We start from the raw sequence: 22,513 nt of genomic DNA, 5'->3' as shown, positions 1-22,513 counted from the left end.
CGGCACCAGGCGGTGGCGCGACCGGCGACCCCGGACCCCTACCCGCGAACGGGCGGCATCCTCCGGGGCCGGGCGACCTCGTCAAGCCTGCTCGCCGAGGGCAGTGTCTGTCCAACAGAAGAAAGCGATGAGATTCAGCAGCCGGAGTGCTCAATTAGAGTGCTCGACCGTGGAACTGCGGCATCTCGAGTACTTCCTGGCGGTGGCCGAGGAGGCGCACTTCACCCGCGCCGCCGAACGCCTGCACCTGGCCCAGTCCGGCCTGTCCGCGTCGATCCGCGCGCTCGAACGCGAACTCGGCGCGCCGCTCTTCGTCCGGAGCACCCGCCGGGTCGAGCTGACCGAGGCGGGCCGCGCCCTGCTGCCCGAGGCCCGGCGCGCCCTCGCCGGCGTCGCGGCCGCCCGTAACGCCGTCGCCGCCGTCCAGGGTCTCCTGCGCGGCACTCTCCGCATCGGCGCGGAGCAGTGCCTGTGCGTCGTGGACCTTCCCGCGCTGCTGTCCCGGTTCCGGTCCGTGCACCCCGGCGTCGAGATCCGGCTGCGCCAGACCGGCTCCGCCCACCTCGTCGAGGAGGTACGGGCGGCGCGCCTCGACCTCGCGTTCGTGGCGACCGCGGCGGAGCCGCCGGTGGGCGTCGCCCTCACCCCGCTCGCGACGGAGCCGATGATGCTGGTCTGCCATCCGGGCCACCGGCTCACCGCCCGCGACGCGGTCGACTGGTCGCAGCTGGAAGGCGAGTCCTTCGTCGACTTCCACGCCGACTGGGGAGCGCGCCAGGTCACCGACCGGGCCTTCGAGGCGGCCGGCCTCCGCCGCCGCGTCGCCCTGGAGGTCAACGACGTGCACAGCCTGCTCGACTTCGTCGGAGCCGATCTGGGCGTGGCCCTGGTGCCCCGGCCGATCGCGTACAAGGAGCACAAGAACGTGCGCGTCCTGCCGCTGCGGGATACGCCGCCGTCATGGCGCGTGTCGGTCGCGCTGCCCACGGACGGGCCGGCGAACAACCCGGCATCCCGGGCGCTGCTCGACATCCTCGGCGAATGCCTCGCCCCGCCGGCCGGTGAGCCCGCGCTCCCGGAGCCCACCACGACCTGACCTCGCCCGGAAGGCTCAGGGGGCGGTGCGCCGGCCGCCGGCGGCCACGCGCGGGGCGGGAGGGCGCGTGCCCGCGCGCCACTCGTCCTCGAGGATGCCGAACACCTCGGAGTCGCGCCATCCGTCCCGGATCAGCGCGACGTGACGATGCCGTCCCTCCCAGGTCATGCCCAGCTTGGCCAGCACCCGCGCCGACGCGAGATTCCGCGGATCACAGGTGGCGAAGATCCGGTGCAGTCCCAGCCGCTCGAAGCCGTGGGAGAGCAGCCGGCGCCCGATGGCCGTGCCCACGCCCTGACCCCAGGCTCGCGGGTGCACGACATAGGCGATCTCGCCTCGGCGCTGCTCGAAGCTCCGGACGTGCAGTTCGCCCATGCCGACCACGTCCTCCCCGGCACGGGCCACGTAGGCGAATCTCTTCTGGGGCACGTGCGACCATGCCTCGACCGCGGCCGCCACGAACTCCCGCGTCTGCTCCTCGGTGTTCGGCCCCCAGAGCTGGAAGCGGCAGACCGCGGCCTGGGAGGCCCAGGAGTGCACGGCCTCCCAGTCGGCGGGCTCGATCCTGTCCAGCGACACGGGGCGTTGCTCCATGGCCCCGATCCTGCCAGGCGGCGCCTTACGGCAGAATCCCGTCATGGCCATCGACCGGATCGAACCGCCGCTCATCGGAGGAGAGCGCGAGATGCTGCGCGCCTTCCTCGACTACCACCGTGCGACGCTCGCGATGAAGTGCGAGGGGCTGTCCGACGACGACCTGCGCCGCGCGGCGGTGCCGTCCTCGGCGCTGTCCCTGCTCGGCCTCGTACGCCACATGGCCGAGGTCGAGCGGACCTGGTTCCGCATCGTGATGAACGCCGAGGACATCCCTCTCGTGTGGTCGGACGAGCGGGACTACCAGGTGGCGTACGACGCGAGCACCTCGACGCGGTCGGAGGCCTTCGCGGCCTGGCAGGCGGAGGTCGAGCACGCCCGCCGCATCGAGGAGTCCGCCGAGTCCCTGGACGTCACCGGTCATCAGCCCCGGTGGGGTGAGGACGTCTCGCTCCGCCTGGTGATGCTCCACCTGATCCACGAGTACGCCCGCCACAACGGCCACGCCGACCTCATCCGCGAGGCCATCGACGGCACCGTCGGCGTCTGATCCGGGCTTCCCGGATCCTGCGCCCGGCGACGGCCCCCTGCCACCTGGCGATAGCGGGGTAACGGCTCAGCCGATCGCGGCGAGATAGTCCGATACCGCCGAGGCGTCGCCGGCGTCGGAGATCAGCCCGATATGGCCGTCGGGACGGATCAGCACGAGGGCGCGGTCGGCCGCGCCGTAGGCGCCGGCGAGATGGCCCTCGGTGTCGGCGACGTCGTCCGGGCCGGTCGGCCGTCCGACGACGTGGAGAGTCCGGAGGCCGGATGGAGGGACTGCGACCGCGGTCGGTACCCCGAAATTCAGCAGCGTGAAGCGCCCGCCGCGCGTCAGTTCGAACAGCCGGCGTTCGCCCTCCACCGTCGTCAGCCGGGTCGCGTCGGGGGCGCGGTCGCCGGCGCGGAGCCGGGCGCTCTCGTCGCGGTCGTCGCGCGCCAGGGCGGAGCCGCGATGACTCACGTTGAGCTGCGTGGTGCTCGCGTCGCGGTGAGTGGGGATGCCCTTCTCCTCGAGTGCCTGCTCGAGCCGCGCGTTCGAGAGGGCGAGCACGCCGGCCGCGACCGGTCGCCGCTCGGCCTCGTAGCTGTCGAGCAGCGCCGGCGAGGCGCCCTTCGCGACCGCCGCGAGCTTCCAGCCGAGGTTGTGCGCGTCCTGGATGCCGGTGTTCATCCCCTGGCCGCCGGCGGGGGAGTGGATGTGCGCCGCGTCGCCGGCGAGGAACACGCGACCCTCGCGGTAGCGGTCGGCGAGGCGGACGTTGGCGCGCCACAGTGACGACCACTCCGGCGCGTGGAGGCGGATGCCGGTGCGGCCGCTCCGCCGTTCGAGGATCTCCTGCATGTTCGCGAGGCCGGGCTCGGGGTCCTGCCCCGGCGCGATGCCGGCCTGGTACTGGAAGACGTCGGTCGAGGGCAGCGGGCAGAGGCCGAGGAGGCCCTCCTCGTGCCGCCACATGTGCCAGGAGTCGCGATCGAGGCCGTCGACCCGGACATCGGCGACGATCATCCGCACCTCCTCGCGGGTCTCGCCTGCGAAGGCGATACCGGCCTCTTTGCGGACGATGCTGTGGCCGCCGTCGCAACCGACCAGCCAGCGCGCGGTGACCGTCTCGGCCTCGCCGCCCTTCACGACGACCGCCGAAACGCTCTCGTCCGACTGCTCGAAGCCACTGAGCGCGGTGCCGAACTCGACCGCGCCGCCGAGCTCCGCCAGCCGCAGGCGCAGCGCCTCCTCGATCCGCCATTCGGGCGTGACCAGGCTCGCCGGATAGGGAATGTCGGGGTGTTCCCCGAGCGTCTCGGTGCCGCTCAGCGTCACCCGGCCGTCGAGCGCGGTCGACCGGATCGGCATCGCCATCCGGCCGTTGGCGATCACGCGATCGACGATGCCGAGATCGTCGAACACCTCGAGGGTGCGCGGCTGGACGCCCTTGCCGCGCGAGCCGGGCTGCGGACCGGGGGCGGCCTCGATCAAGCGGAACGAGACGCCGCTGCGGGCGAGCTCGCAGGCCAGCGTCAGCCCGGTCGGGCCGGCGCCGACGATCAGCACCGTCGGCGTGTTCCGTGCCTGCGGCTTCGTTCTGGGCGTCTCGGTCATCGGCCCTCCCAATGTTAGAAAGGAATCCCTATCTAGCAACCGTAGGATCGGTTGCTAAGAAAGGCAAGGCTTTCTATCGTGGGGTGGTGGTCACCGAGGCGTCCGAACCCGTCCGCCGTCGCCGGCACGGCAAGCAGCTCGAGTCCGCACTGCTCACCGCCGGATGGGACGAGCTGGTCGAGGTCGGATACGCCCGCCTGACGATGGAGTCGATCGCCGTGCGCGCTCGGACCAGCGAGGCGGTGCTCTACCGCCGGTGGGCCAACAAGGACCAGCTGGTGCTCGCCGCGATCGAGCATCACCGGAACGCCAACCCGGTCGCACTCCCCGACACCGGCGCCCTGCGCAGCGACCTGCTCGCCCAGCTGACGGCCGTGAGCGAGGCCCTCGCCCCCTTCTTCGCCGTCGCCGCGGCCACCGCCTTCTCGGGACTGCTGGCCGACACCGGCCTGACCCCCGCCCAGGTCCGCGACAAGGTCATGGGCGACCAGCCGTTCCCGCGCGGGCGGGCCATCTACCAGCGCGCCCACCAGCGCGGCGAGATCGACGTGGAGCGCATCCCCGACGCGGTGCTCGACATGCCGTTCGACCTGGTGCGCCACGACCTGCTCATGGACCTCGAACCCCCGAAGCCCGCGCGCATCCAGTCGATCGTCGACGAGCTCTTCCTGCCCCTCGTGCGGAAGGCCCTGCGCGACTAGATCGACGCGCGACTTCCGCCGTGGCCGGGCCGTGAGCGCCCGCACGCCGCGTTCAGCGGCACGGCCTACGGCGTGAGCGGGTGGATCGCGGTGATGCCGGCGAGGATGAGAGCGATCCCGGCGAGGAACTGCTCGCGGTCGTCGTGCCCGCGCACCTGGTCCGCGACGGCCCGGGTGAACGGGTAGTCGTCGGGGTCGAGCCGTTCCCATGCCGTCGATACGGCGTCGAGGAACTCGGTGCGGTCCACGTCGGACCCGAGAGTGCCGGCGCCCGCGGTGTTCGCGGCGTTCTGGCCGGCGGCGCCGAGGATGTAGTGCATCAGCGCCGAGGTCGCCGTGAACCAACTGCTCTCGGGCACGCCCAGCGCGCGGACCTGCCGGCCGATGCCTTCGAAGATCCGCGGCGCCACCGTCCCCCCGGGGCTGCGGGAGAGCTGGGTTGCGAGCTGCGTGGCGAGCCACGGGTGTTCGTCGATCGCGTCGAACAGGCCGAGGGCGACGGCACGGATCCCGTCCTGCGGCGAGCCCGGAGACTCGGTGGGCTCGACGGCCACCGCGGCGGCGACGACGGCGTCGGTGGCGGCGGCGAGAAGCTCGGCCTTGCCCGTGACGTGCCAGTAGATCGCCCCGGGGCCGGTCGCGAGGCGCTCGGCCAGCGCGCGGAAGGTGAGACCGCTCTCACCCGCCGTGTCGAGCAGCTCGACGGCGGCGCTGACGATGCGCTCCCGCGAGAGCGGTTCCTGCCGTCGTTCCGGACGACGCGTCCTGCTTGCCATGCGCTCATTCTAGGTCTCCTGGAACACCATTCCAGCTTGACAATCCCTGGAACGCAGTTCCAGACTGCGATCCCTGGAACGGCGTTCCAGGCATGACCCGCCGGGTGTCCACCGGCGGTCCACGATCAGGAGGAGATCACCATGACCGGTCACGTCGCGATCATCGGCGCCGGACTCGGCGGCCTCACGCTCGCCCGGGTCCTGCACGTCCACGGGATTCCGGCCACCGTCTACGAGGCGGAGCCCTCCCCGGCGGCGCGCGCGCAGGGCGGCATGCTCGACATCCACCACCACAACGGCCAACCGGCCCTTCGTGCGGCGGGCCTGATCGAGGAGTTCCGCGGCCTCGTCCTGGAGGGCCACCAGGCGTCACGGGCCCTCGCCCCGGACGGGACCGTTCTGCTCGAGGAACACGACGACGGCACGGGTGGACGCCCCGAGGTGATGCGCGGTGAGCTTCGGCGGATGCTGCTCGACTCGCTCCCGGCCGGCACCGTCCGGTGGGGCCACAAGGCCGCCGGCGTTCGTGCCCTCGGCGAGGGCCGCCACGAGGTGACCTTCGCCGACGGCACCTCCGTCGTCACGAGCCTGCTGGTCGGCGCGGACGGCGCCTGGTCACGGGTCCGGCCGCTGCTCTCCGACGCCGTACCCGAGTACGTCGGCATGTCGTTCATCGAGACCTACCTGTTCGAGGTCGACATCCGGCACCCGGCCGCCGCCAGGGCGGTCGGCGGCGGGGCGATGTACGCGCTCGCGCCGGGGAAGGCGATCCAGGCTCACCGGGAGGTCGGCGGGACCCTCCACACATACGTGGCGCTCCGCAAGCCGCAGGACTGGTTCGCCCGCGTCGATCTCACCGATCGCGCCGCGGCCACCGCGCGGATCGCGCAGGAGTTCGACGGCTGGGCGCCGGAGCTCACCGCGCTGATCACCGACTGTGACACCACGCCGGTCCTGCGCCCCCTCAACACCCTGCCCAGCGCGCACCGATGGGATCGGGTGCCGGGGGTGACCCTGCTCGGCGACGCCGCCCACCTCATGCCCCCGTCCGGCGAAGGCGCCAACCTGGCCATGTACGACGGCGCCGAACTCGGCAAGGCCCTCGCCGCGCACCCCGACGACGTCGAGGCCGCGCTCACCGAGTACGAGCAGGCCCTGTTCCCCCGCAGCGCCGCGGAGGCCGCCGACGCCGCCCACCTCCAGGAGCTCATGTACGGCGATGACGCGCCCCACGGCCTGATCGACATGTTCACCGGGCACGAATAGCCCGACCACCCGGGATCCGGGCGAGCCGTCCCGGGCCCCCGGTGCAGCCGTGCCGGGTCGACTTCGGTCACGTGCGCCCGACTTGGACCGGGCAGACTTACCGTGTACGGGTAGAGTGCGTCGGGAGGAAGATCCATGACCCCACGGACCGACGCCGACGAGCTGACCGAGCAGCCCCGGATCCCGCTGAGCCGGAGGCGGGTGCTGCGTGCCGCCGTGGGGCTCATCGATCGGGACGGTCTCGACTCGCTCACCATGCGCCGGCTCGCTCAGGAGGTCGGGGCCGAGGCGATGTCGCTCTACCACCACGTCGCCAATAAGGAGGCCGTCTTCGACGGCGTCGTCGAGGTGATCCTCGAGGAGATCCTCGTGGCGGTGGGCAAGGTCGAGGCTCCGTCCCCGCAAGAGGACTGGCAGGCGGCGTTGCGGGCGCGGATCCTCACCGCCCGGGAGGTCTTCCTGCGCCACCCCTGGGCCCCGCAGGTGCTCGAAACCCGCAGCACGACGAGCCCTGTCGTCGTCGCTTACATCGACCAGATCGTGGCCATCCTCCGGGCGGGCGGGTTCTCCTTCGATCTGGCCCACCGCGCACTGCACGTCCTGGGCAGCCGCGCCCTCGGGTTCACTCAGGAGTTGTTCCAGCCCGACGGCGCCCAGAGCGCGGATGCCGCGGCCGCCGGGATGATGGAGCAGATGGCCGACCGGTTCCCGAACATCGTCGGGATGCTGGCGGACGGCGTCCACGAAGACCCGGCCGGCACCCTGGGCTTCTGCGACGACCAGTTCGAGTTCGAGTTCGCGCTCGACCTGATCCTGGAAGGGTTGGAACGGCGCCGCGCCGCCGGTTCGTGACCCCTTTCGGACGCGACTGAGTGCGCCGGACGTGCCCTCACCTTCGGTTACCGGCTGAGTTCCTTGCGCTGTGACCCTTGACTCTCTTACGTCGTACGATTACCTTACGTCGTACGACAGCCTTACATCGTACGACGAGGACGATGCGACCCATCCCCCACCCGGGTGTGAACACCCGCCGAAAGGAAGACGCCATGAAAGCCTGGAGCTGGGACCGTTACGGCCCACCCGACGTACTGACTCTCAAGGAGGTCGACGAACCCGGCATCGCCAGGGACGAAGTGCTCGTGCGGGTGCGGGCGGCGTCGGTCAACCCCTACGACTGGCGTCACGTGCGGGCCGACCCGAAGCTGGCACGGCTGAGCATCGGCCTGCGGCGGCCGAAACCGGGCCTGATCCTCGGCGCCGACCTCGCCGGCGTCGTCGAGCGGGTGGGCGAGGAGGTGACCGGACTGCATCCCGGCGACGAGGTTTTCGGGGAGGTCCGGCTGGGCTCGTTCGCCGAGACCGTCGCCGTTCCGCACCACAGGCTTGCCGTCAAGCCCGCCCGCCTCACCTTCGAACAGGCGGCGTCGGTGTCGATGGCCGCGCACACCGCGCTGCAAGGGCTGCGGGACGCAGGCAAGATCTCCGCCGGGCAGCGAGTCCTCATCAACGGGGCCTCCGGCGGCGTCGGCACCTTCGCCGTCCAGCTCGCCAAGACGTTAGGAGCCGAGGTCACCGGCGTGTGCAGCACTCGCAACATCGAACTGGTACGTTCCCTGGGCGCGGACGACGTCGTGGACTACACCCGCGAGGACTTCACCGAACGGCAGGGGCGATACGACCTGCTCATGGACATCGTGGGCGACCGGTCGCTGGCGGAGCTGCGGCGCCCCCTGACCTCCCGCGGCACACTCGTGATCGTGGGTGGCGTCGCCTCGGCTCGCGGCGGACTGCTCGGCCCGGCGGCGCAGGTGCTCCGCGGGGCCCTGGCCTCTCCCTTCGTCAGCCACCGCATCGTCACCGTCAGCTGGAAGCCCAACTCCACGGACCTTCGGTTCCTGGCGGAGCTCATGGAGAGGGAACAGATCGCCCCCGTCATCGACCGGACCTACCCGTTCGCCGAAATCCCCGAGGCGCTGCGCTACATCGAGCGCGGCCACGCCCGAGGCAAAGTCGCCATCACTGTCTGACCGCCTGCCGGATCCGCGTCGCCCGGCGTTCACCCCGGACCGTACGGCCGTGCGCCGGCGGTTTGGTGATCCTGCCGTATCCGCCGATGGGTACGGCTAGGTTTGCCGCGTGGATATTCGGGTTCTGGAAGGGCGGTTGGTCGAGGGTCCGACTTCCGAGGCAAGCGGCGTGGATCGCCGCGCGTTCGGCGAGTTCGTCGGTCCTCGGGGTGAGCTGGCCTCGTATGCGTTCGGCTGGACGACGGGTGCGGATCCGCACGTCGCTCGGCTGTCGATCGGGATCGGTGTCGGTAATCCCGGTGGCGGTACGTTCCACGCTGTTGTGTTCGAGCACGAGGACGGCCACGCGTTCTCGCTCGTCGACGAGCCGTTCGAGCAGGTTCCACAGGGCGGACCGGACCTGACGGCGGACCAGGCGCGCGCCCACGAGGATCTGCCGTTCGTGTGGTGGGTCGCGGACCATGTCATGGAGCGTGATCGGCGCGCGTGGTGGATGCGGCACTGGCTTTTGGGCACCCGCTGCATCCAGACCATCGAGGTCTTCGAACGTCGTGAGCCCGTCCTCCTCATCGCCGATGACGGCCTCTGGCAGCTGATCGGCGCCACGGACGCCGACGACGGCAGCGGCAAGATCGGGCATCTCCACCACGCCGTCGATGAGGATCCGACGCTGGTCGATGTCCTGGATCTGGCGCCCGGCCACCGTGCAAGCCGAACCTACGTCGGAGGACCCTGGACCCGCCATCCGGGTGGCCCGGCGTAGAACGAGCGCACATCGGCGACGGTGCCAACCGATGGCCCGCCGTCCACCGCCAACGCCGCGACCCTGTTCCTCCTCACGCTGGAGAAGGCGCCCGCCGGGCCCGTTCATGGCGACGGTCTACGGTTTCGACGCGCCGGGTATCAGGTGACGGACGGCGTCGGCCTCGCGGCGGCCCTGGGCGCGGCCCGCGTGTGCCGCGGCCTCCCGGACCGATGGGTCGAGGGGGTTGGGGCCCATCGCGGCGAGGGACGCCTCGTCGGGGTGGATGACCGTGACGGTGGAACCCCGGCGGCGCAGCTGTTCGACGATCTCGTCGAGCGGGCCGCCCCAGGGCGGGACCGGGGCGTCGGCGGGGATGGGGGACAGGATCAGGACGCGGTCGTATCCCAGGGCGAGGTCGGCGTTCTCGTTGGAGTAGGCACCGCCGTCGACGTAAGGGCGGCCGTCGATGGAGGCCGGAGGCCAGATCCCGGGAACGGCGCAACTGGCCGCCACCGCGTCCACCAGGTCGACGCCGGACGCGGGGTCGAAGATCCGCCGCTCGCCCGTCTCCGCGTCGACGGCGACGATGGCGATCGGGCGTTCCGGCCAGCCGAACGACGGCAGACGTGAGGCGATGGCCTCCCGCCGCTCCTTCTCCGGGACCGTACGGGCCTCTCGCGCCCACGCGCCGATGCGGCGGCGCATCTCCAGTGCGTCCTCCGCCCCTGCCATGACCTTCGCGATCGTCGTGGCATAGGCGGGCAGGTCCAGCTCGGCGGGGATCTCACGCGCCTGCAGCGCCGGGTCGGTCTGCCGCCGGAACAGCTCCTCCAGCGGCAGGCCACTGCTCACCTGGGCGGTGACGGCCGATCCGGCCGACGTGCCGACGATCAGATCGGCGCCGAGTACGTCGGCGCCGGCGTCCGCCAGCCCCACGAGGACCCCGGTCTCCCAGGCGATCCCCGCGACGCCGCCACCCCCGAGGACCAATGCGCTTCGTACGGTCATGTCCCCATCCTGGCGGTCCGGCCCGGCGGGGCGCTTTCGCGTGCGTGGTGATCGTTCTCACGGTGTGCGCGGGGAATTCGCCCGGCCTGCGGCGTGGGGTAGGTTCGAACGCGGTTCGGTTCGTTCCCTGGAGCGCAGATGACCCTCAGCTCGCCCGCCGACGTCCGTGAGCGTCTCGCGGCCGTCGACTACCTGGCCGACGACGCGATCGCGACGACCGTCTACCTCGCCGCCGCGCTCGGCAAGCCGCTCCTGGTCGAGGGCCCCGCCGGGGTCGGCAAGACGGAGCTGGCCAAGGCCGTCGCCTCGATCACCGACGCCCGGCTCGTACGGCTCCAGTGCTACGAGGGCCTCGACGAGGCGCGCGCCCTGTACGAGTGGAACTACAAGAAGCAGCTCCTGCGCATCCAGGCGGCCGGTGACCAGTCGTGGAGCGCCACGCACGACGACATCTTCAGCGAGGAGTTCCTGCTGGAGCGGCCGCTGCTGACCGCCATCCGGCGCACCGATCCGACGGTCCTGCTGATCGACGAGATCGACAAGGCGGACGTCGAGGTCGAGGGACTGCTCCTGGAGGTGCTGTCGGACTTCCAGGTGACCATCCCCGAACTGGGGACGATCACCGCGGCGCGCCGGCCGATCGTCGTGCTCACCTCCAACGCGACCCGCGAGCTGTCCGAGGCGCTCAAACGGCGTTGCCTCTACCTGCACCTGGACTACCCGTCCCCGGAGCGCGAGCGCGACATCGTACGGGCGCGGGTGCCCGGCATCGACGAGACCCTGGCGGCCCGGCTCGCCCAGGTCGTCGCGGTCCTGCGCGAGCTGGAGCTGAAGAAGCCCCCGAGCATCGCCGAGACCGTCGACTGGGCGCGTACCCTGCTGGCGCTCGGCCTCGACCGCCTCGACGGGGAGGCGATCGCCGCGACCCTCGGCGTCGTCCTGAAACACCACTCCGACCAGGAACGCGCGCGCAAGGAGGTCGTCGCCGGCGATGCCGCGGCTCGATGAGATCCGGGGGTCCTGATGGCCCTGCTGGACCGCCACCTCGGGTTCGTCGCGGCGCTGCGGGAGGCGGGCCTGCCCGTCTCGCTCGCCGAGGGACTGGACGCCGTTCACGCCCTGGCCGCGATCGACCTGGCCGAGCGCGAGTCGCTCCGCGCGGCGTACGCGGCCACGCTCGTCAAGCGGCAGGCGCACCGGGAGGCGTTCGACACGCTGTTCGACCTGTGGTTCCCGCCGGTGACGGGCAGTCCCGAGGAGGCACGGGAGCGCCCGGCGTACGGCGACCCGGAGGTGCGGCGGCTCCGTGACGAGCTGAGCCGCCTCCTGCTGGAGGGCGACGACGACCTCCTGCGCGCCTTCGCCCGCCAGGCCGTCGGCGCGTACGGCCGCGGGTCCGGCGGAGGAGCCGGCGAGAGCCGGTGGTTCTCCTACCAGGTGCTGCGGACGCTGTCCCCGGAGACGCTGATGGCCGGGCTGCTGACCGCCGTGCTGACCGAGCGCGGCGGCCTCGACGAGAAGGTCGCCCGCCGCACGTTCACGCGCCGCATCGAGCGCTTCGAGAGGTTCGTCGCCGAGGACGTACGGCGGCGGATCGCCGAGGACGGCGGCGCCGAGAAGGCCGCCCGCGGCGCCGTGCGGCGGCCGCTGGACGAGGTCGACTTCCTCCGGGCGACGCGCGCGGACCTGGCCGCGATCCGGCGGGAGATCCATCCGCTGGCCCGGCGGCTCGCCGCCCGCCTCGCCCACCGCCGCAGGCACGGCAGGCGCGGGCGGCTGGACTTCCGCAGGACCGTACGCGCGTCGCTGTCGACCGGCGGAGTTCCGCTGACCACGCACCACCGGCCGCCGCGCCCGCACAAGCCCGAGCTCGTCGTCCTCTGTGACGCCAGTGACTCGGTCTCCTCGTTCGCCCACTTCACGCTGCTGCTGACGTACGCGCTGCGCGAGCAGTTCGCCCGGGTCCGGGCGTTCGCGTTCATCGACGACCTGGACGAGATCACGCGGTTCTTCGCGCCGGGCGCCGACGTCGTGGAGGCGATGACCCGGATGACCCGGGAGGCGCGGCTGGTCTGGATCAGCGGGCACAGCGACTACGGGCGTGCCTTCGGCGTCTTCGAGGACCGGTACGCGGACGCCGTCACGCCCAAGACGTCCCTGCTGATCCTCGGGGACGCCCGGAGCAACTACGGATCGCTGAATCTGGAGACGGTCGAGCGGCTCGCGGGGCGGGCACGGCACGCCTACTGGCTCAACCCCGAGCCCGTACGGGACTGGGACACCGGTGACTCGGCGGCCTCGGCGTACGGGGCGGTGGTGCCGATGCGCGAGTGCCGCAACCTCACCCAGCTCGCGGACTTCGTCGAGTCCCTGGCATGACCTCCCGGTCTTCGGGGGCGAAGGAGGTTCGGGGCGGGTTCTCCGGGTAGCTCCTTCGCCTGTCGGACGAGGCAACGCCGCACGTAAGGGGAGCTTCGGTGAATTCGGTGATCGACACCGTCAAGGAGAACGAACGCGAGTACAGCCAGGGCGAGCAGCGGCCGCTGCGGTCCTACGCCGGGACGCTCGCCGTCTACGGCATGGCCGTCGGCGGCACCGCGCTGGTCGCCCGGTTGACCGGGCGCCGGGCCCCCCGCCTGGGATTGTGGGACGTCGCGCTGATGGCCGTCACCACCCACAAGGCGTCCCGCACGCTCGCCAAGGACTCGGTGACCAGTCCGCTGCGGGCCCCCTTCACCCGGTACAAGGGGACCGCCGGCCCCGCCGAGCTCGCCGAGGAGGTCCGGGGCAAGGGCGTCAAGCACGCGATCGGTGAGTTGATCACGTGCCCGTTCTGCATGGCGCAGTGGATCGGCACCGCCTACGCGGTCGGGATGACCTTCGCGCCGGACGCGACCCGGCTGGCCGGGGCGACGATGACGGCCGTGGCGGGCGCCGACTGGCTTCAGCTCGCCTACGCGCGACTCCAGAAGGCCGCGGAGGGCTGAGACGGCCGGCGGGCCGGGAAGCGTGGTGGGCCGCGGTGTGCCCGGAGGCCGCGGTGCGCCGGGAGCCGGCGCGTGGCCGGGTGCGGCGCGTGCACGGACGGCTGCGGCGGGTTCCGGAGAGCCGTTCGCTTCGGCGGTGCCAATCGTGGGTTTGGGACAGTCTCGGCGGGTAGGCGGCCAGCATGGACCTTAGCTTCCTCAAGTCGCTGTACGACAGTTCGGGCCCGTTCGCCTCCGTCTACCTGGACATCAGGCGGATCACGGAGGACGCTCCGAAGGCCATCGAACTGCGCCGCAAGGCCCGGCAGCGGGAACTGGCCGACCAGGGAGCCCCGCCCGCGATGATCGAGGCGATGGCGCGGCTCGTCGACGAGGAGAACGGCCGGCGGGAGTCCGGCACCCTCGCGATGTTCGCGGCGGACGGCGAGGTCGTCCACCATGAGGTGCTGCAGGGGCCGCCGCCCGTCGAAGTGGCACTCTACTCGCGACTTCCCCACGTCAAGCCGCTGCTCGTCCAGCGCGGGGAGCCGATGGCCTACGTGGCCGTCACGGTCGACCGGCTCGGCGGCGAGCTCACCTGCGTGTCCCGGGACGGCCATCGCCGCGTGATCGGCGTCAAGCCGGAGGAGGACTTCCCCGTCCGCAAGACCAAGGCCGGCGACAGCTTCCGCACGGACAAGCAGCAGCGGGCCGCCGAGGAGGTCTGGCGGATCAACGCGAAGAAGGTCGCCCACGAGATCGCCGTGGCCGTCGACGACTGCGGGGCCGACCTCGTCGTGCTGGCGGGTGACATCCGCGCCCGCAAGGCCGTCGAGGGTGAGCTGCCCGAGGTGGTGCTGGCGCGCCTGGTCGACGCCGGCGGCGTCGGCCCGTCCCTGGAGGACGAGATCGCCCGGGCCGTCGAGCACAAGCGCGAGGAACAGCGTGCGGCGCTGCTCGACCAGTTCGACGAGCAGCTCACCAAGAAGGGGCGCGCGGTCGAGGGCCTGGCCGGGGTGACGGACGCGCTGCGCAAGGGCCAGGTCGCGACCCTGTTCCTGGAGGACCGGCCGGACTCGCCGGCCACGCTGTGGGTCGGCCCGCACCCGACCGACGTGGGCACCTCGGCCGAGCTCCTGCGCGAACTGGGCGTCGCCGACCCCGTCGAGGAGCGCGCCGACGCCGCGCTGATCCGGGCGCTGGCGAGCACGGATGGGGAGCTGCGGCTGCTGCCGGCGGAGTCGTTCCGGGCGGAGGCAGGGGTCGGGGCGTTGCTGCGGTATGTGGACTGAGCGGCCGGGGAGTCACGACCGATGACCGAAGCGGTGATCTTCGATGTCGACGGCACGCTCGTCGACACCAACTACCTGCACGCCGTGACGTGGTGGGAGGCGTTCCGGCAGTACGGCCACGGCGTCGACATGGCCGCCGTCCACCGGGCGATCGGCATGGGATCCGACAAGCTGCTCGATCAGCTGCTGCCGGACGACCGCGACCGCGATGAGGACGACGCGATCCGCGCGGCCCACAAGACCCTGTACCGCCTGTTCTGGAAACGGCTGCGCGCCTTCGACGGAGCCGCGGACCTGCTGCGTGCCTGTGCGGCGCTTGGCCTGAAGGTCGTCCTGGCCAGTTCCGCGGAGGGCGACGAGATGGAGGCGCTGCGCGCCGCGCTCGACGCGGACGACGCCATCACCGCCGCGACGTCCTCGGCCGACGCCGAGGAGAGCAAACCGGCTCCCGACATCGTCCAGGTGGCCCTGGAACGGGCCGGCGTACCGGCCGACCGGGCGATCTTCGTCGGCGACACCGTCTGGGACGTACGGGCCTGCCAGAAGGCCGGCCTGCCGTGCATCGCCGTGCTGACCGGCGGCATCGGCGCGGACGAGGTTCGGGAGGCCGGTGCCGTCGCCGTCTATGACGGACCGGCGCACCTGCTCGCGGAGCTCGACCGCAGCCCGATCGCCGAGTGACCCGGGGCGCCCGCCTCGCGGACGACGAGGCGGGCGCCCCGGATCGGAGCCGCTCACGGCAGGAGCACGTCCAGGAACGTGTTACTGAAGACGCGATACGGGTCATACGTGTTCAGCGTGGTCCGCGCCGCGTCGAAGCCGTCGCCGGCGGCCTGTCCCGCGTTCACGGCGCTGCGGACGGTCGAGGTGAGCACGGTGGTGTCGGCCCATGCCGCGTCGTTCGTGATCGCCCACGCCTTGGACCACTCGGGGCGTACGGCCGCGTACGCACCGGTGTAGTTGGCGAAGATCCACTGCTCCATCTCCCGGTAGAACGCGTTGCACTGCGGCGTGCCCGGAATGGTCCCCATGTCGAGCCAGACGCAGACGTCCCACTCCGGGTGGTCGGGGCGCGGCCGTACCGACGAGAGCTGTGGCGTGACCGCGCCGCCGACTCCGGTCTCGGACGGCTGGTCCAGGCCGGTCACCCGGATCTCGACCGGGCCGTTCATCGGATAGCGGCCCTGGGCCCGGTAGGCGTTGATCCGGGAGACGTACCGGGTGTAGAACTCGCTGACGACGCGCTGGATGTTCGCCCGCGCGGTGAGGACGGCGTACCCGGCCTCGACGATCCGCAGCGTGGTCGGCTGGACGTACAGCAGGGTGTTCTTCGACCAGCCCCAGACGTCCCACGTGCCGGTGGTGATGAGCCCGGAGCCGACGATCGACATCTCGAGGTTCTCGAACGCCGGGGTGACCGACACGTCACCGGCGACGATCTGCTCGATGTAGTCGGACTGCTGCTGGTCGATGAAGTTCGCGAAGGTGTAGTTGTACGGGGCGGTGACCTGCTTCGACAGCAGGGGCCTGGACGGGCTGACCGTCCAGAGCTTGATCCACGGGACGGTTGTGAACGGGAACCAGATCACCTCGATCCGCCCGCAGGCGTTCAGCAGGCTCGCGAACGAGTTCGACCCCGCGGCGGACGGTGCGGCGAAGACGTCGGTGACCTGGATGTCGTACCGGCTCTGGCAGCGCAGGCGCTGGTTGACGCCGACCTCGAGGGTCACCTCGGTGACGAACGCCCGGCCCAGGTGGGTCAGGAACGCCTTCATCGCGGGATCGGTCCGGGTGAACGTCTTCAGCGTGAACGCGTTCCCGCTCCAGACGACCGCGGTCAGGGACCGGATCAGGTTGCTCAGCGAGCCGTAGCCGGTTCCGGGGAGCCGGCTCTCACCCTGGGCGGGGATCGCCGATCCGTGCGCGTTGATCGCCAGCGCGCCGCCCAGGGTGATGTCCCCCGGCGCCGGGATGGCCGCGAACCCCAGACCGGCCGTCTCGAGCGCGGCGAGCAGGGCGTCCATCGTGACGCCGGTCTGGGCGGTGACGGTGGAGGAGTCGATGCCGACCGCCGTCAGGTGCTGCGTCGTGTCGACGAGGATGACCTTGCCGGTGTCGGCGCCGTTCGGCAGGAGGATCGGCGACCAGTTGTGCCCCATTCCCTTCGGCCGGAGGCGGTAGCCGTTCTGCTGGGCCCAGTTCGCGGCGGCCACGACGTCGGCCGGGGTGGTCGGCGCGCAGGTCAGGGCGTTCTCGATGGTGATCTCTTCGGACCAGTTCTGGTAGGCCTGCCGGTACAGCGGCAGGGGGAAGCCGGGCGCGTCGGCCCGGGCGGGCACGCGGAAGGCGGGGATCCAGGCGGTGAGGGCGGCCGCGCCCGCGGCCGCGAGCAGGCCACGGCGGGACAGGTGGAAGGAGGAGTCCATGGGCGCTCCCGGGGGGAGCGGCGGTCCGGGACGGCGGACCGCCGGAATGCAGCGAGAAGACGGCGGGTGCCGGCCTGAGCGTCCCGCCGGGTGGCTCGGCCGTGGAGGGGACCGAGCCGTCAGAGCGCGTGAGCGTCGACGCTTGCGCCGGTTATACGGCGGCCCGAGCATTTGGTCAAGCACTTGCTTGGTAGCGCGTGTCCCGGCGTGCCATGTCCGGAACCGGCCTTGGGATCGGCCGCTCCTCGCCGGGCGCAGCCGTCATACTCGGCTCGGCATCCGATCATCACCCTGGGAGGCGACGGTGGGCGAGGTCAGCCGACGCGGGTTCATCGCCGGGACGGCCGGGGCGGTGGCGGCGGGCGTCGTCGCGGGCGAGGCCCTCACGGAGGGCCGGGCGGAGGCGGCCGCACGCCTGCCCGCGCCGCAGCGATCGGGCATCGACCACATCGTCGTCGTGATGATGGAGAACCGCTCCTTCGACCACTATCTCGGCTGGCTCCCGGGCGCGGACGGCCGGCAGGCCGGGCTGACGTACACCGACCGCGACGGCGTCCCGCGCGAGACGCACCACCTGACCGTGCCGCACGGCTGCGGGTTCAACGACCCCGACCACTCCTACGAGGGCGGCCGGGTCGAGTTCAACGCGGGCGCCTGCGACGGCTGGCTGCGCGCGGGCGACAACGACCTGCTCTCCATCGGCTACTTCGAGGCCGCCGACCTGGGGTTCTACGGCCGGGCGGCGCGGGACTGGACGGTCTGCGACCGCTACTTCGCCGCCATGATGGCCCCGACGTTCCCCAACCGGTTCTTCCTGCACGCGGCGCAGACCGACCGGCGCACGACGTCGGTGGACAAGCTCGCCACCATGCCGACGATCTGGGACAGCCTGGCCGCGAAGGGCGTCAAGGGCCGCTACTACTACAGCGACGTGCCGTACACCGCGCTCTGGGGCACGCGCTACCTCGGGATCAGCCACCCGATCGCGGAGTTCTACGCCGCGGCCGCGACCGGGACGCTCCCCGCAGTCTCGTTCGTCGAGCCGGGCTTCCTCGGCGAGGCGGTGCCCGGCCTGTCCGAGGACGAGCACCCCCTCGCCGACATCCGTCTCGGCCAGCACTTCCTGGGCAAGGTGCACGACGCGGTCGTCTCCGGGCCGAACTGGTCCAGGACGGTGCTGGTCGTCACGTACGACGAGTGGGGCGGGTTCTTCGACCACGTCGCGCCGCCCGCCGGCCCGGACCCCAACCCCGACCTCGGCGCGGGCCTGCGCGGCTTCCGGGTGCCCTGCGTGGTCATCTCACCGTGGGCCCGGCCCGGCCACGTGGCGCACCACCTCTACGACCACACGTCGATCCTGAAGATGATCGAGTGGCGGTTCGGCCTGGCTCCGCTGACCGTACGCGACGCGGCGGCGCGCAACCTGGCCGAGGTCCTCGACTTCACGCAGCGGCCCCGGCTCAAGGTTCCGAGGTACGACGTGCCGCGTCCGCTGACCTTCGGCTGCATCCTTCCCGATCACGCCCATTCCGGCGAGGACTGGCCGGACCTCGCCGAACTCGCCCGGCACCGCCGCTTCGCCACGCCCTGACGGGCCGTTCCCGGCCGGGGCCGGCGTGTGACGCCCCGACGGCCCGGACCGAGGGCGGGGGCGTTCAGGCGGGGGTCAGGACGTAGTCCTCCCGGTGGGCGCGCCGCGTACGGGCCCAGTACTCGAAGGTGAAACCGGGCCACAGCGTGCGGTTGACGCCGTGCTCGTCGAGGTACCAGCTCTTGCAGCCGCCTTCGTTCCAGACCGCCCGGCGCAGCCTCTTCTGCAGACGGTCGTTGTACCGCCGCTGGGCCTCGGGCCGTACCTCGATCGTCTCGGCGTTCTCCTGCGAGAGCATGCGCAGGCAGCTCAGCACGTGCTGCACCTGCGACTCGATCATGAACACCACCGAGGTGTGGGCGAGCCCGGTGTTGGGCCCCAGGAGCAGGAAGAGGTTCGGGAAGCCCGCCACCGTCACGCCGTGGTGGGCCTCGATCCCGTCGGCCCAGGCCTCCTGGATCTTCAGCCCGTCCCGTCCGACGATGTGCTGCTCGGACAGCGCCTCGGTGACCTTGAACCCGGTGCCGTAGATGATGACGTCCACGTCGTACGCGGTGTCGTCCGCGGTCACCAGTCCGGTCTCGGTGATCTCCTTGATCGGCTCCGTGACCACGCCGACGTGCGGGCGGGTCAGCGCCGGGTAGTAGTCCGAGGACAGCAGGATGCGCTTGCACCCGATCGTGTAGTCGGGGGTGACCTTCGCACGCAGCTCCGGATCGTCGATCTGCCGCTCGATGTGGCGGCGGGCCCGCCGTTCCATCGGCGCCATGAGCCGCGGGTCCAGGGCGAAGCCGACCGCGCGGGCCTCCAGACCCCAGTAGATCGCGTCACGGAAGGCGCGCTGCGCCCCCGGAACGTGCCGGAAGACGCGCCGCACCCGCTCGGACAGCAGGAAGTCCGGCTTCCCCTGGACCCACGGCGGCGTGCGCTGGAAGACGTGCAGCCGGCCCGCCTCGTCGGCGACCCGCGGAATGAACTGGATCGCCGACGCTCCGGTGCCGATGACGGCGGCCCTCTTCCCGGACAGGTCGGCCGAGGAGTCCCACTGGGCCGAGTGGAAGGCCGTTCCCTGGAACCGCTCGGCGCCGGGGATGTCGGGAATGGACGGCACGTGCAGGGCGCCGATCGCGGAGACGACGGCCTTGGGCGTGAGCACCTCGCCGGACGCCAGGGTGACCCGCCAGTGGCGGGCCGTCTCCTCCCACTCCATCGCCTCGACGGTGCAGCCGAAGCGCAGGTGCGGGCCCAGGTCGTACTTGTCCACGCAGTGGCGCAGGTAGTCCCAGATCTCCGGCTGCGGGGCGAACATCCGCGACCAGTCCGGGTTCAGCTCGAAGGAGAAGGAGTACATGTGCGACGGCACGTCGCACGCGCACCCGGGGTACCGGTTGTCGCGCCAGGTGCCGCCGAGGTCGTCGGACTTCTCCAGGATGACGAAGTCGTGGAAGCCCGTCCGCTTCAGCTGGATGGCCATGCCGAGGCCGCCGAATCCGGAGCCGATGATCGCGATCTTCACTGCGCCTCCCGGGCGGCCGTCGCTTTCGTGCGGAGTTACCACTAGTAACTTACCAGCGGTAGGTTACCGCCGGTAGGTGGTGAGATAGAGTTCACAGGTGATCCGCAACGACTCCGTGAAGCCGCGCCGCACCCGGATGTCCCGCGCCGACCGTGAGCGGCAGATGCTCGACGTCGCCGAGGAGGTGTTCGCCGAGCGCGGCTACGGCGCCGTCTCCATGGAGGAGATCGCCGAGCTCGTCGGGCTGTCCAAGCCGATGCTGTACGAGTACTTCGGGTCGAAGGAGGGCCTCCTGCTCGGCGTTATCCGGCGGGCGCGGGGAGAGCTGCGCGAGGTCACCGAGCGCGCGGTCGAGGCGGGCGGAACCCCCGAGGAGATGCTGCGTCGCGGCTACATCGCCTACTTCCGGTTCGGCGAGGCCCACCACCGCGCCTGGCTCGTCCTCCTCCAGGAGCCGGTGCTGGTGCGCAGCGCGGCCGAGGAGATCGAGGGGATCCGCCGTCAGCAGAGCGAGATGATGGTCGGGCTGCTCGCCGCGCACCTGCCGGACCGGCCGCGCCGCGCCCTGGAGGCCTACGCCGAGAGTGTCATCGGCGCCTGCGAGCGGATGGCCCTGTGGCGGGCGCGCAACCCGGAGGTCACCCCCGAGGAGGCCGCCGACCACCTCATGGACCTCACCTGGACCGGCCTGGCGACCCTCAACTCGTCAGGCGGTGTCGCCTGAAGCCTCGACGCGCCTCTGAACCGAGAGTGGTCGATTGATGACGCTGAGTTGACTCGACAGGATTTTCGACTACGGTGGGTCCCGTCTCCGTCACCTTGTGTCCTCGCCCCTCGGAGGGAATGATGCACCTATGGCCGTTCAAGCCCTTGAGGTGCCCGTGGCTCGCAACGACGACATTCAGAGTGTGTTCCGCGAGATGTGCGGCGCCCTGCCGCGGCATCGGGTCGAGCTCGTCAACGGCCGGATCGTGGTGAATCCGGTGCCGACCGGAGAACACAACCGCATCGTTTATCAGCTGCTCCTGCAGCTTCTCGCCGTAGTACAGGGCCAAGGATGGCAAATCTGGAATGACATCACGCTCTTCCTCGGGCCGCAGCGGGATCGCTACCGGCCGGATCTGACCGTGGTACCGGCCGAGCCGAAGATGTGGGCGAAGGATCATGTCCACGGCGACCAGGTGCTCCTCGTTGTCGAGGTGGTCTCGGCGAGCAGCGTGACCGACGACCATGACGTGAAACCGCGTCAGTACGCGGCAGGTGGTGTGCCGCTCTGCCTGGTGGTCGACGTCTTCACGCGGAAGGTCCGGCTCCTGTCCCAGCCGGGGCCCGACGGCTACGAGCAGGAGACGGACGTCGCTCTCGGTCGCCCGCTCGATCTGCCGGAGCCTTGGAAGCTCACCATCGACACCGCCGCGCTCGCGGAGTGACCGGCTCCGGCGAGCGATCAGCCGATCGTGCGCCAGCACTGCTCCTGGACGAGTTCGCGGCTGCGCCAGCCGTCGGGCGTACGGACGAGCCGGTGGTGATACCAGCCGCCGCCGCGGACGAATCCGGGCTCCGTCGCGGCGACCGTCGACCGTGACGGGGCGAGCGTGTCGGCGAACGACGCGCTGAGCTGCGCCTCCTCGCCATCGACCGTCATCGTCACCGCCCCGATCAGATGCTGCCGGCCCGGCCAGGCCGCCAGCACCTCGGCGAGCCAGCGCTTGACCGCCTCACGGTCGCCCCGCACGCCACCGGACGCCGAGAAGTCGATGATCGCGTCGGCGGTGAAGACGGAGTCGAGGAGCGCCCAGTCGCCGCCGTCGACGGCCCGGACATAGCGGGCGAGCAGCTCACCGAGCGCGAGCCGGTCGGAGATCTCCTGAACGTCCATCTCCGGATCATCCGTCTCGCCAAACGGACGATCAATACCCGAACGGTGCTACGAGCGGTGATCACTCGCGAACGGAGGGACACTGCGGTCGGCTGCCACTGGGGGAGGCGCGATGCGACGCGGTTCGACCACGCGGACCGGGAACGGACGGGCGGGGAGCGAACGGGACGGGGACGACCGGGCAGGTGCGGAGCGGGGCGGGAACGAGCGGCCCCGCGACGGGGGTGTCGGCGACGGGCACGCCGGAGACGCACGGGTCGGAGACGAACGGGCGCGGCAGGTTGGGGACGAGGCGCGGCCGGCGGGCGCGGGGGAGGGCGCCGTCGTCGGGGAGATGGCGGCGCTGCCCTGGCAGGCGCACTTAGAGCTTCTAACAGAATGATCAGCGGACGAGGCGTCGCCAGCAGATGATGGCTGCGGCCAGGGTCATGAACGCCTCGTGGATGTCGTCGCGGATCTCCCAGCGGATGCGCAGGCGGCGGAACCA

The 22,513-nt window shown here is 71.4% G+C and carries 22 protein-coding genes; 15 read left to right on the top strand and 7 right to left on the bottom strand.

Features of this window, described 5'->3' with window-relative positions; all coding sequences use genetic code 11:
- Nucleotides 1–169: 169 nt before the first annotated feature.
- Nucleotides 170–1,096, top strand: coding sequence for a LysR family transcriptional regulator (locus NE234_RS07810; RefSeq protein ID WP_252778201.1), 927 nt, complete (start codon nucleotides 170–172; stop codon nucleotides 1,094–1,096).
- A 15-nt stretch (nucleotides 1,097–1,111) separates the two neighbouring features.
- Here the strand turns inward: NE234_RS07810 and NE234_RS07805 are convergent, their stop codons facing one another.
- A complete protein-coding gene (locus tag NE234_RS07805) occupies nucleotides 1,112–1,690 on the bottom strand; it encodes a GNAT family N-acetyltransferase (RefSeq protein WP_252778200.1) in 579 nt (192 codons plus the stop codon).
- A gap of 43 nt (nucleotides 1,691–1,733) precedes the next feature.
- Between NE234_RS07805 and NE234_RS07800 the strand changes: the two genes are divergently transcribed.
- Complete coding sequence (locus NE234_RS07800; protein WP_252778199.1) at nucleotides 1,734–2,240, top strand: DinB family protein; 507 nt, start codon at nucleotides 1,734–1,736, stop codon at nucleotides 2,238–2,240.
- A 66-nt stretch (nucleotides 2,241–2,306) separates the two neighbouring features.
- Here NE234_RS07800 and NE234_RS07795 read toward each other — a convergent pair whose 3' ends face one another.
- Nucleotides 2,307–3,833, bottom strand: coding sequence for an FAD-dependent oxidoreductase (locus NE234_RS07795; RefSeq protein ID WP_252778198.1), 1,527 nt, complete (start codon nucleotides 3,831–3,833; stop codon nucleotides 2,307–2,309).
- A gap of 86 nt (nucleotides 3,834–3,919) precedes the next feature.
- Between NE234_RS07795 and NE234_RS07790 the strand changes: the two genes are divergently transcribed.
- Entirely contained in the window at nucleotides 3,920–4,534 is a 615-nt protein-coding gene (locus NE234_RS07790) for a TetR/AcrR family transcriptional regulator (RefSeq protein WP_252778197.1), read from the top strand.
- A gap of 65 nt (nucleotides 4,535–4,599) precedes the next feature.
- Here NE234_RS07790 and NE234_RS07785 read toward each other — a convergent pair whose 3' ends face one another.
- Complete coding sequence (locus NE234_RS07785; protein ID WP_252778196.1) at nucleotides 4,600–5,310, bottom strand: TetR/AcrR family transcriptional regulator; 711 nt, start codon at nucleotides 5,308–5,310, stop codon at nucleotides 4,600–4,602.
- Between the two features lie 141 nt (nucleotides 5,311–5,451).
- Between NE234_RS07785 and NE234_RS07780 the strand changes: the two genes are divergently transcribed.
- The 4 genes from NE234_RS07780 to NE234_RS07765 all read left to right on the top strand — a co-directional run bounded on the left by NE234_RS07780 (nucleotide 5,452) and on the right by NE234_RS07765 (nucleotide 9,366).
- Complete coding sequence (locus NE234_RS07780) at nucleotides 5,452–6,576, top strand: FAD-dependent oxidoreductase (protein WP_252778195.1); 1,125 nt, start codon at nucleotides 5,452–5,454, stop codon at nucleotides 6,574–6,576.
- Between the two features lie 135 nt (nucleotides 6,577–6,711).
- Nucleotides 6,712–7,428, top strand: coding sequence for a TetR/AcrR family transcriptional regulator (locus NE234_RS07775; RefSeq protein WP_252778194.1), 717 nt, complete (start codon nucleotides 6,712–6,714; stop codon nucleotides 7,426–7,428).
- A 194-nt stretch (nucleotides 7,429–7,622) separates the two neighbouring features.
- Complete coding sequence (locus NE234_RS07770; RefSeq protein ID WP_252778193.1) at nucleotides 7,623–8,603, top strand: NAD(P)-dependent alcohol dehydrogenase; 981 nt, start codon at nucleotides 7,623–7,625, stop codon at nucleotides 8,601–8,603.
- A 109-nt stretch (nucleotides 8,604–8,712) separates the two neighbouring features.
- The gene (locus tag NE234_RS07765) at nucleotides 8,713–9,366 is read left to right on the top strand and encodes a hypothetical protein (RefSeq protein WP_252778192.1); all 654 of its coding nucleotides are present in this window, start codon (nucleotides 8,713–8,715) and stop codon (nucleotides 9,364–9,366) included.
- Nucleotides 9,367–9,483: 117 nt separating this feature from the next.
- Here NE234_RS07765 and NE234_RS07760 read toward each other — a convergent pair whose 3' ends face one another.
- Complete coding sequence (locus NE234_RS07760; protein ID WP_252778191.1) at nucleotides 9,484–10,356, bottom strand: patatin-like phospholipase family protein; 873 nt, start codon at nucleotides 10,354–10,356, stop codon at nucleotides 9,484–9,486.
- 138 nt (nucleotides 10,357–10,494) lie between these two features.
- Between NE234_RS07760 and NE234_RS07755 the strand changes: the two genes are divergently transcribed.
- From NE234_RS07755 to NE234_RS07735, 5 genes are all read left to right on the top strand, one after another.
- Nucleotides 10,495–11,364, top strand: a complete 870-nt coding sequence (locus NE234_RS07755; RefSeq protein WP_252778190.1) for an AAA family ATPase — start codon at nucleotides 10,495–10,497, stop codon at nucleotides 11,362–11,364.
- 12 nt (nucleotides 11,365–11,376) lie between these two features.
- Complete coding sequence (locus NE234_RS07750) at nucleotides 11,377–12,735, top strand: vWA domain-containing protein (RefSeq protein WP_406566976.1); 1,359 nt, start codon at nucleotides 11,377–11,379, stop codon at nucleotides 12,733–12,735.
- 98 nt (nucleotides 12,736–12,833) lie between these two features.
- Nucleotides 12,834–13,343: a DUF1360 domain-containing protein gene (locus NE234_RS07745; protein WP_252778188.1), complete on the top strand. Its 510-nt coding sequence runs from the start codon at nucleotides 12,834–12,836 to the stop codon at nucleotides 13,341–13,343.
- A gap of 182 nt (nucleotides 13,344–13,525) precedes the next feature.
- Nucleotides 13,526–14,614: a baeRF2 domain-containing protein gene (locus NE234_RS07740; protein WP_252778187.1), complete on the top strand. Its 1,089-nt coding sequence runs from the start codon at nucleotides 13,526–13,528 to the stop codon at nucleotides 14,612–14,614.
- 21 nt (nucleotides 14,615–14,635) lie between these two features.
- Nucleotides 14,636–15,295: an HAD family hydrolase gene (locus tag NE234_RS07735; protein ID WP_252778186.1), complete on the top strand. Its 660-nt coding sequence runs from the start codon at nucleotides 14,636–14,638 to the stop codon at nucleotides 15,293–15,295.
- Nucleotides 15,296–15,348: 53 nt separating this feature from the next.
- Here the strand turns inward: NE234_RS07735 and NE234_RS07730 are convergent, their stop codons facing one another.
- Nucleotides 15,349–17,040: a cholesterol oxidase substrate-binding domain-containing protein gene (locus tag NE234_RS07730; RefSeq protein ID WP_252778185.1), complete on the bottom strand. Its 1,692-nt coding sequence runs from the start codon at nucleotides 17,038–17,040 to the stop codon at nucleotides 15,349–15,351.
- Between the two features lie 304 nt (nucleotides 17,041–17,344).
- Between NE234_RS07730 and NE234_RS07725 the strand changes: the two genes are divergently transcribed.
- Nucleotides 17,345–18,631, top strand: a complete 1,287-nt coding sequence (locus NE234_RS07725; RefSeq protein WP_252778184.1) for an alkaline phosphatase family protein — start codon at nucleotides 17,345–17,347, stop codon at nucleotides 18,629–18,631.
- A gap of 64 nt (nucleotides 18,632–18,695) precedes the next feature.
- Here the strand turns inward: NE234_RS07725 and NE234_RS07720 are convergent, their stop codons facing one another.
- On the bottom strand, nucleotides 18,696–20,147 hold the full coding sequence (locus NE234_RS07720; RefSeq protein WP_308206860.1) for a flavin-containing monooxygenase: 1,452 nt from the start codon (nucleotides 20,145–20,147) through the stop codon (nucleotides 18,696–18,698).
- Between the two features lie 97 nt (nucleotides 20,148–20,244).
- Here NE234_RS07720 and NE234_RS07715 point away from each other — a divergent pair, with 97 nt between their 5' ends.
- Both NE234_RS07715 and NE234_RS07710 read left to right on the top strand, forming a co-directional pair.
- The gene (locus tag NE234_RS07715; protein WP_252778183.1) at nucleotides 20,245–20,871 is read left to right on the top strand and encodes a TetR/AcrR family transcriptional regulator; all 627 of its coding nucleotides are present in this window, start codon (nucleotides 20,245–20,247) and stop codon (nucleotides 20,869–20,871) included.
- 130 nt (nucleotides 20,872–21,001) lie between these two features.
- Nucleotides 21,002–21,577, top strand: coding sequence for a Uma2 family endonuclease (locus NE234_RS07710; RefSeq protein WP_252778182.1), 576 nt, complete (start codon nucleotides 21,002–21,004; stop codon nucleotides 21,575–21,577).
- 17 nt (nucleotides 21,578–21,594) lie between these two features.
- Here the strand turns inward: NE234_RS07710 and NE234_RS07705 are convergent, their stop codons facing one another.
- Nucleotides 21,595–22,026 carry a nuclear transport factor 2 family protein gene (locus tag NE234_RS07705; RefSeq protein WP_252778181.1) on the bottom strand — a complete coding sequence of 144 codons (432 nt, stop codon included), beginning with the start codon at nucleotides 22,024–22,026 and terminating at the stop codon, nucleotides 21,595–21,597.
- Between the last annotated feature and the right edge of the window lie 487 nt (nucleotides 22,027–22,513).

Source organism: Actinoallomurus rhizosphaericola (assembly GCF_024055675.1).
GTDB classification, from domain to species: Bacteria; Actinomycetota; Actinomycetes; order Streptosporangiales; family Streptosporangiaceae; genus Actinoallomurus; species Actinoallomurus soli.
Note: the sequence above shows the minus strand (reverse complement) of the source record. Positions and strands in the feature narration are given on the sequence as shown.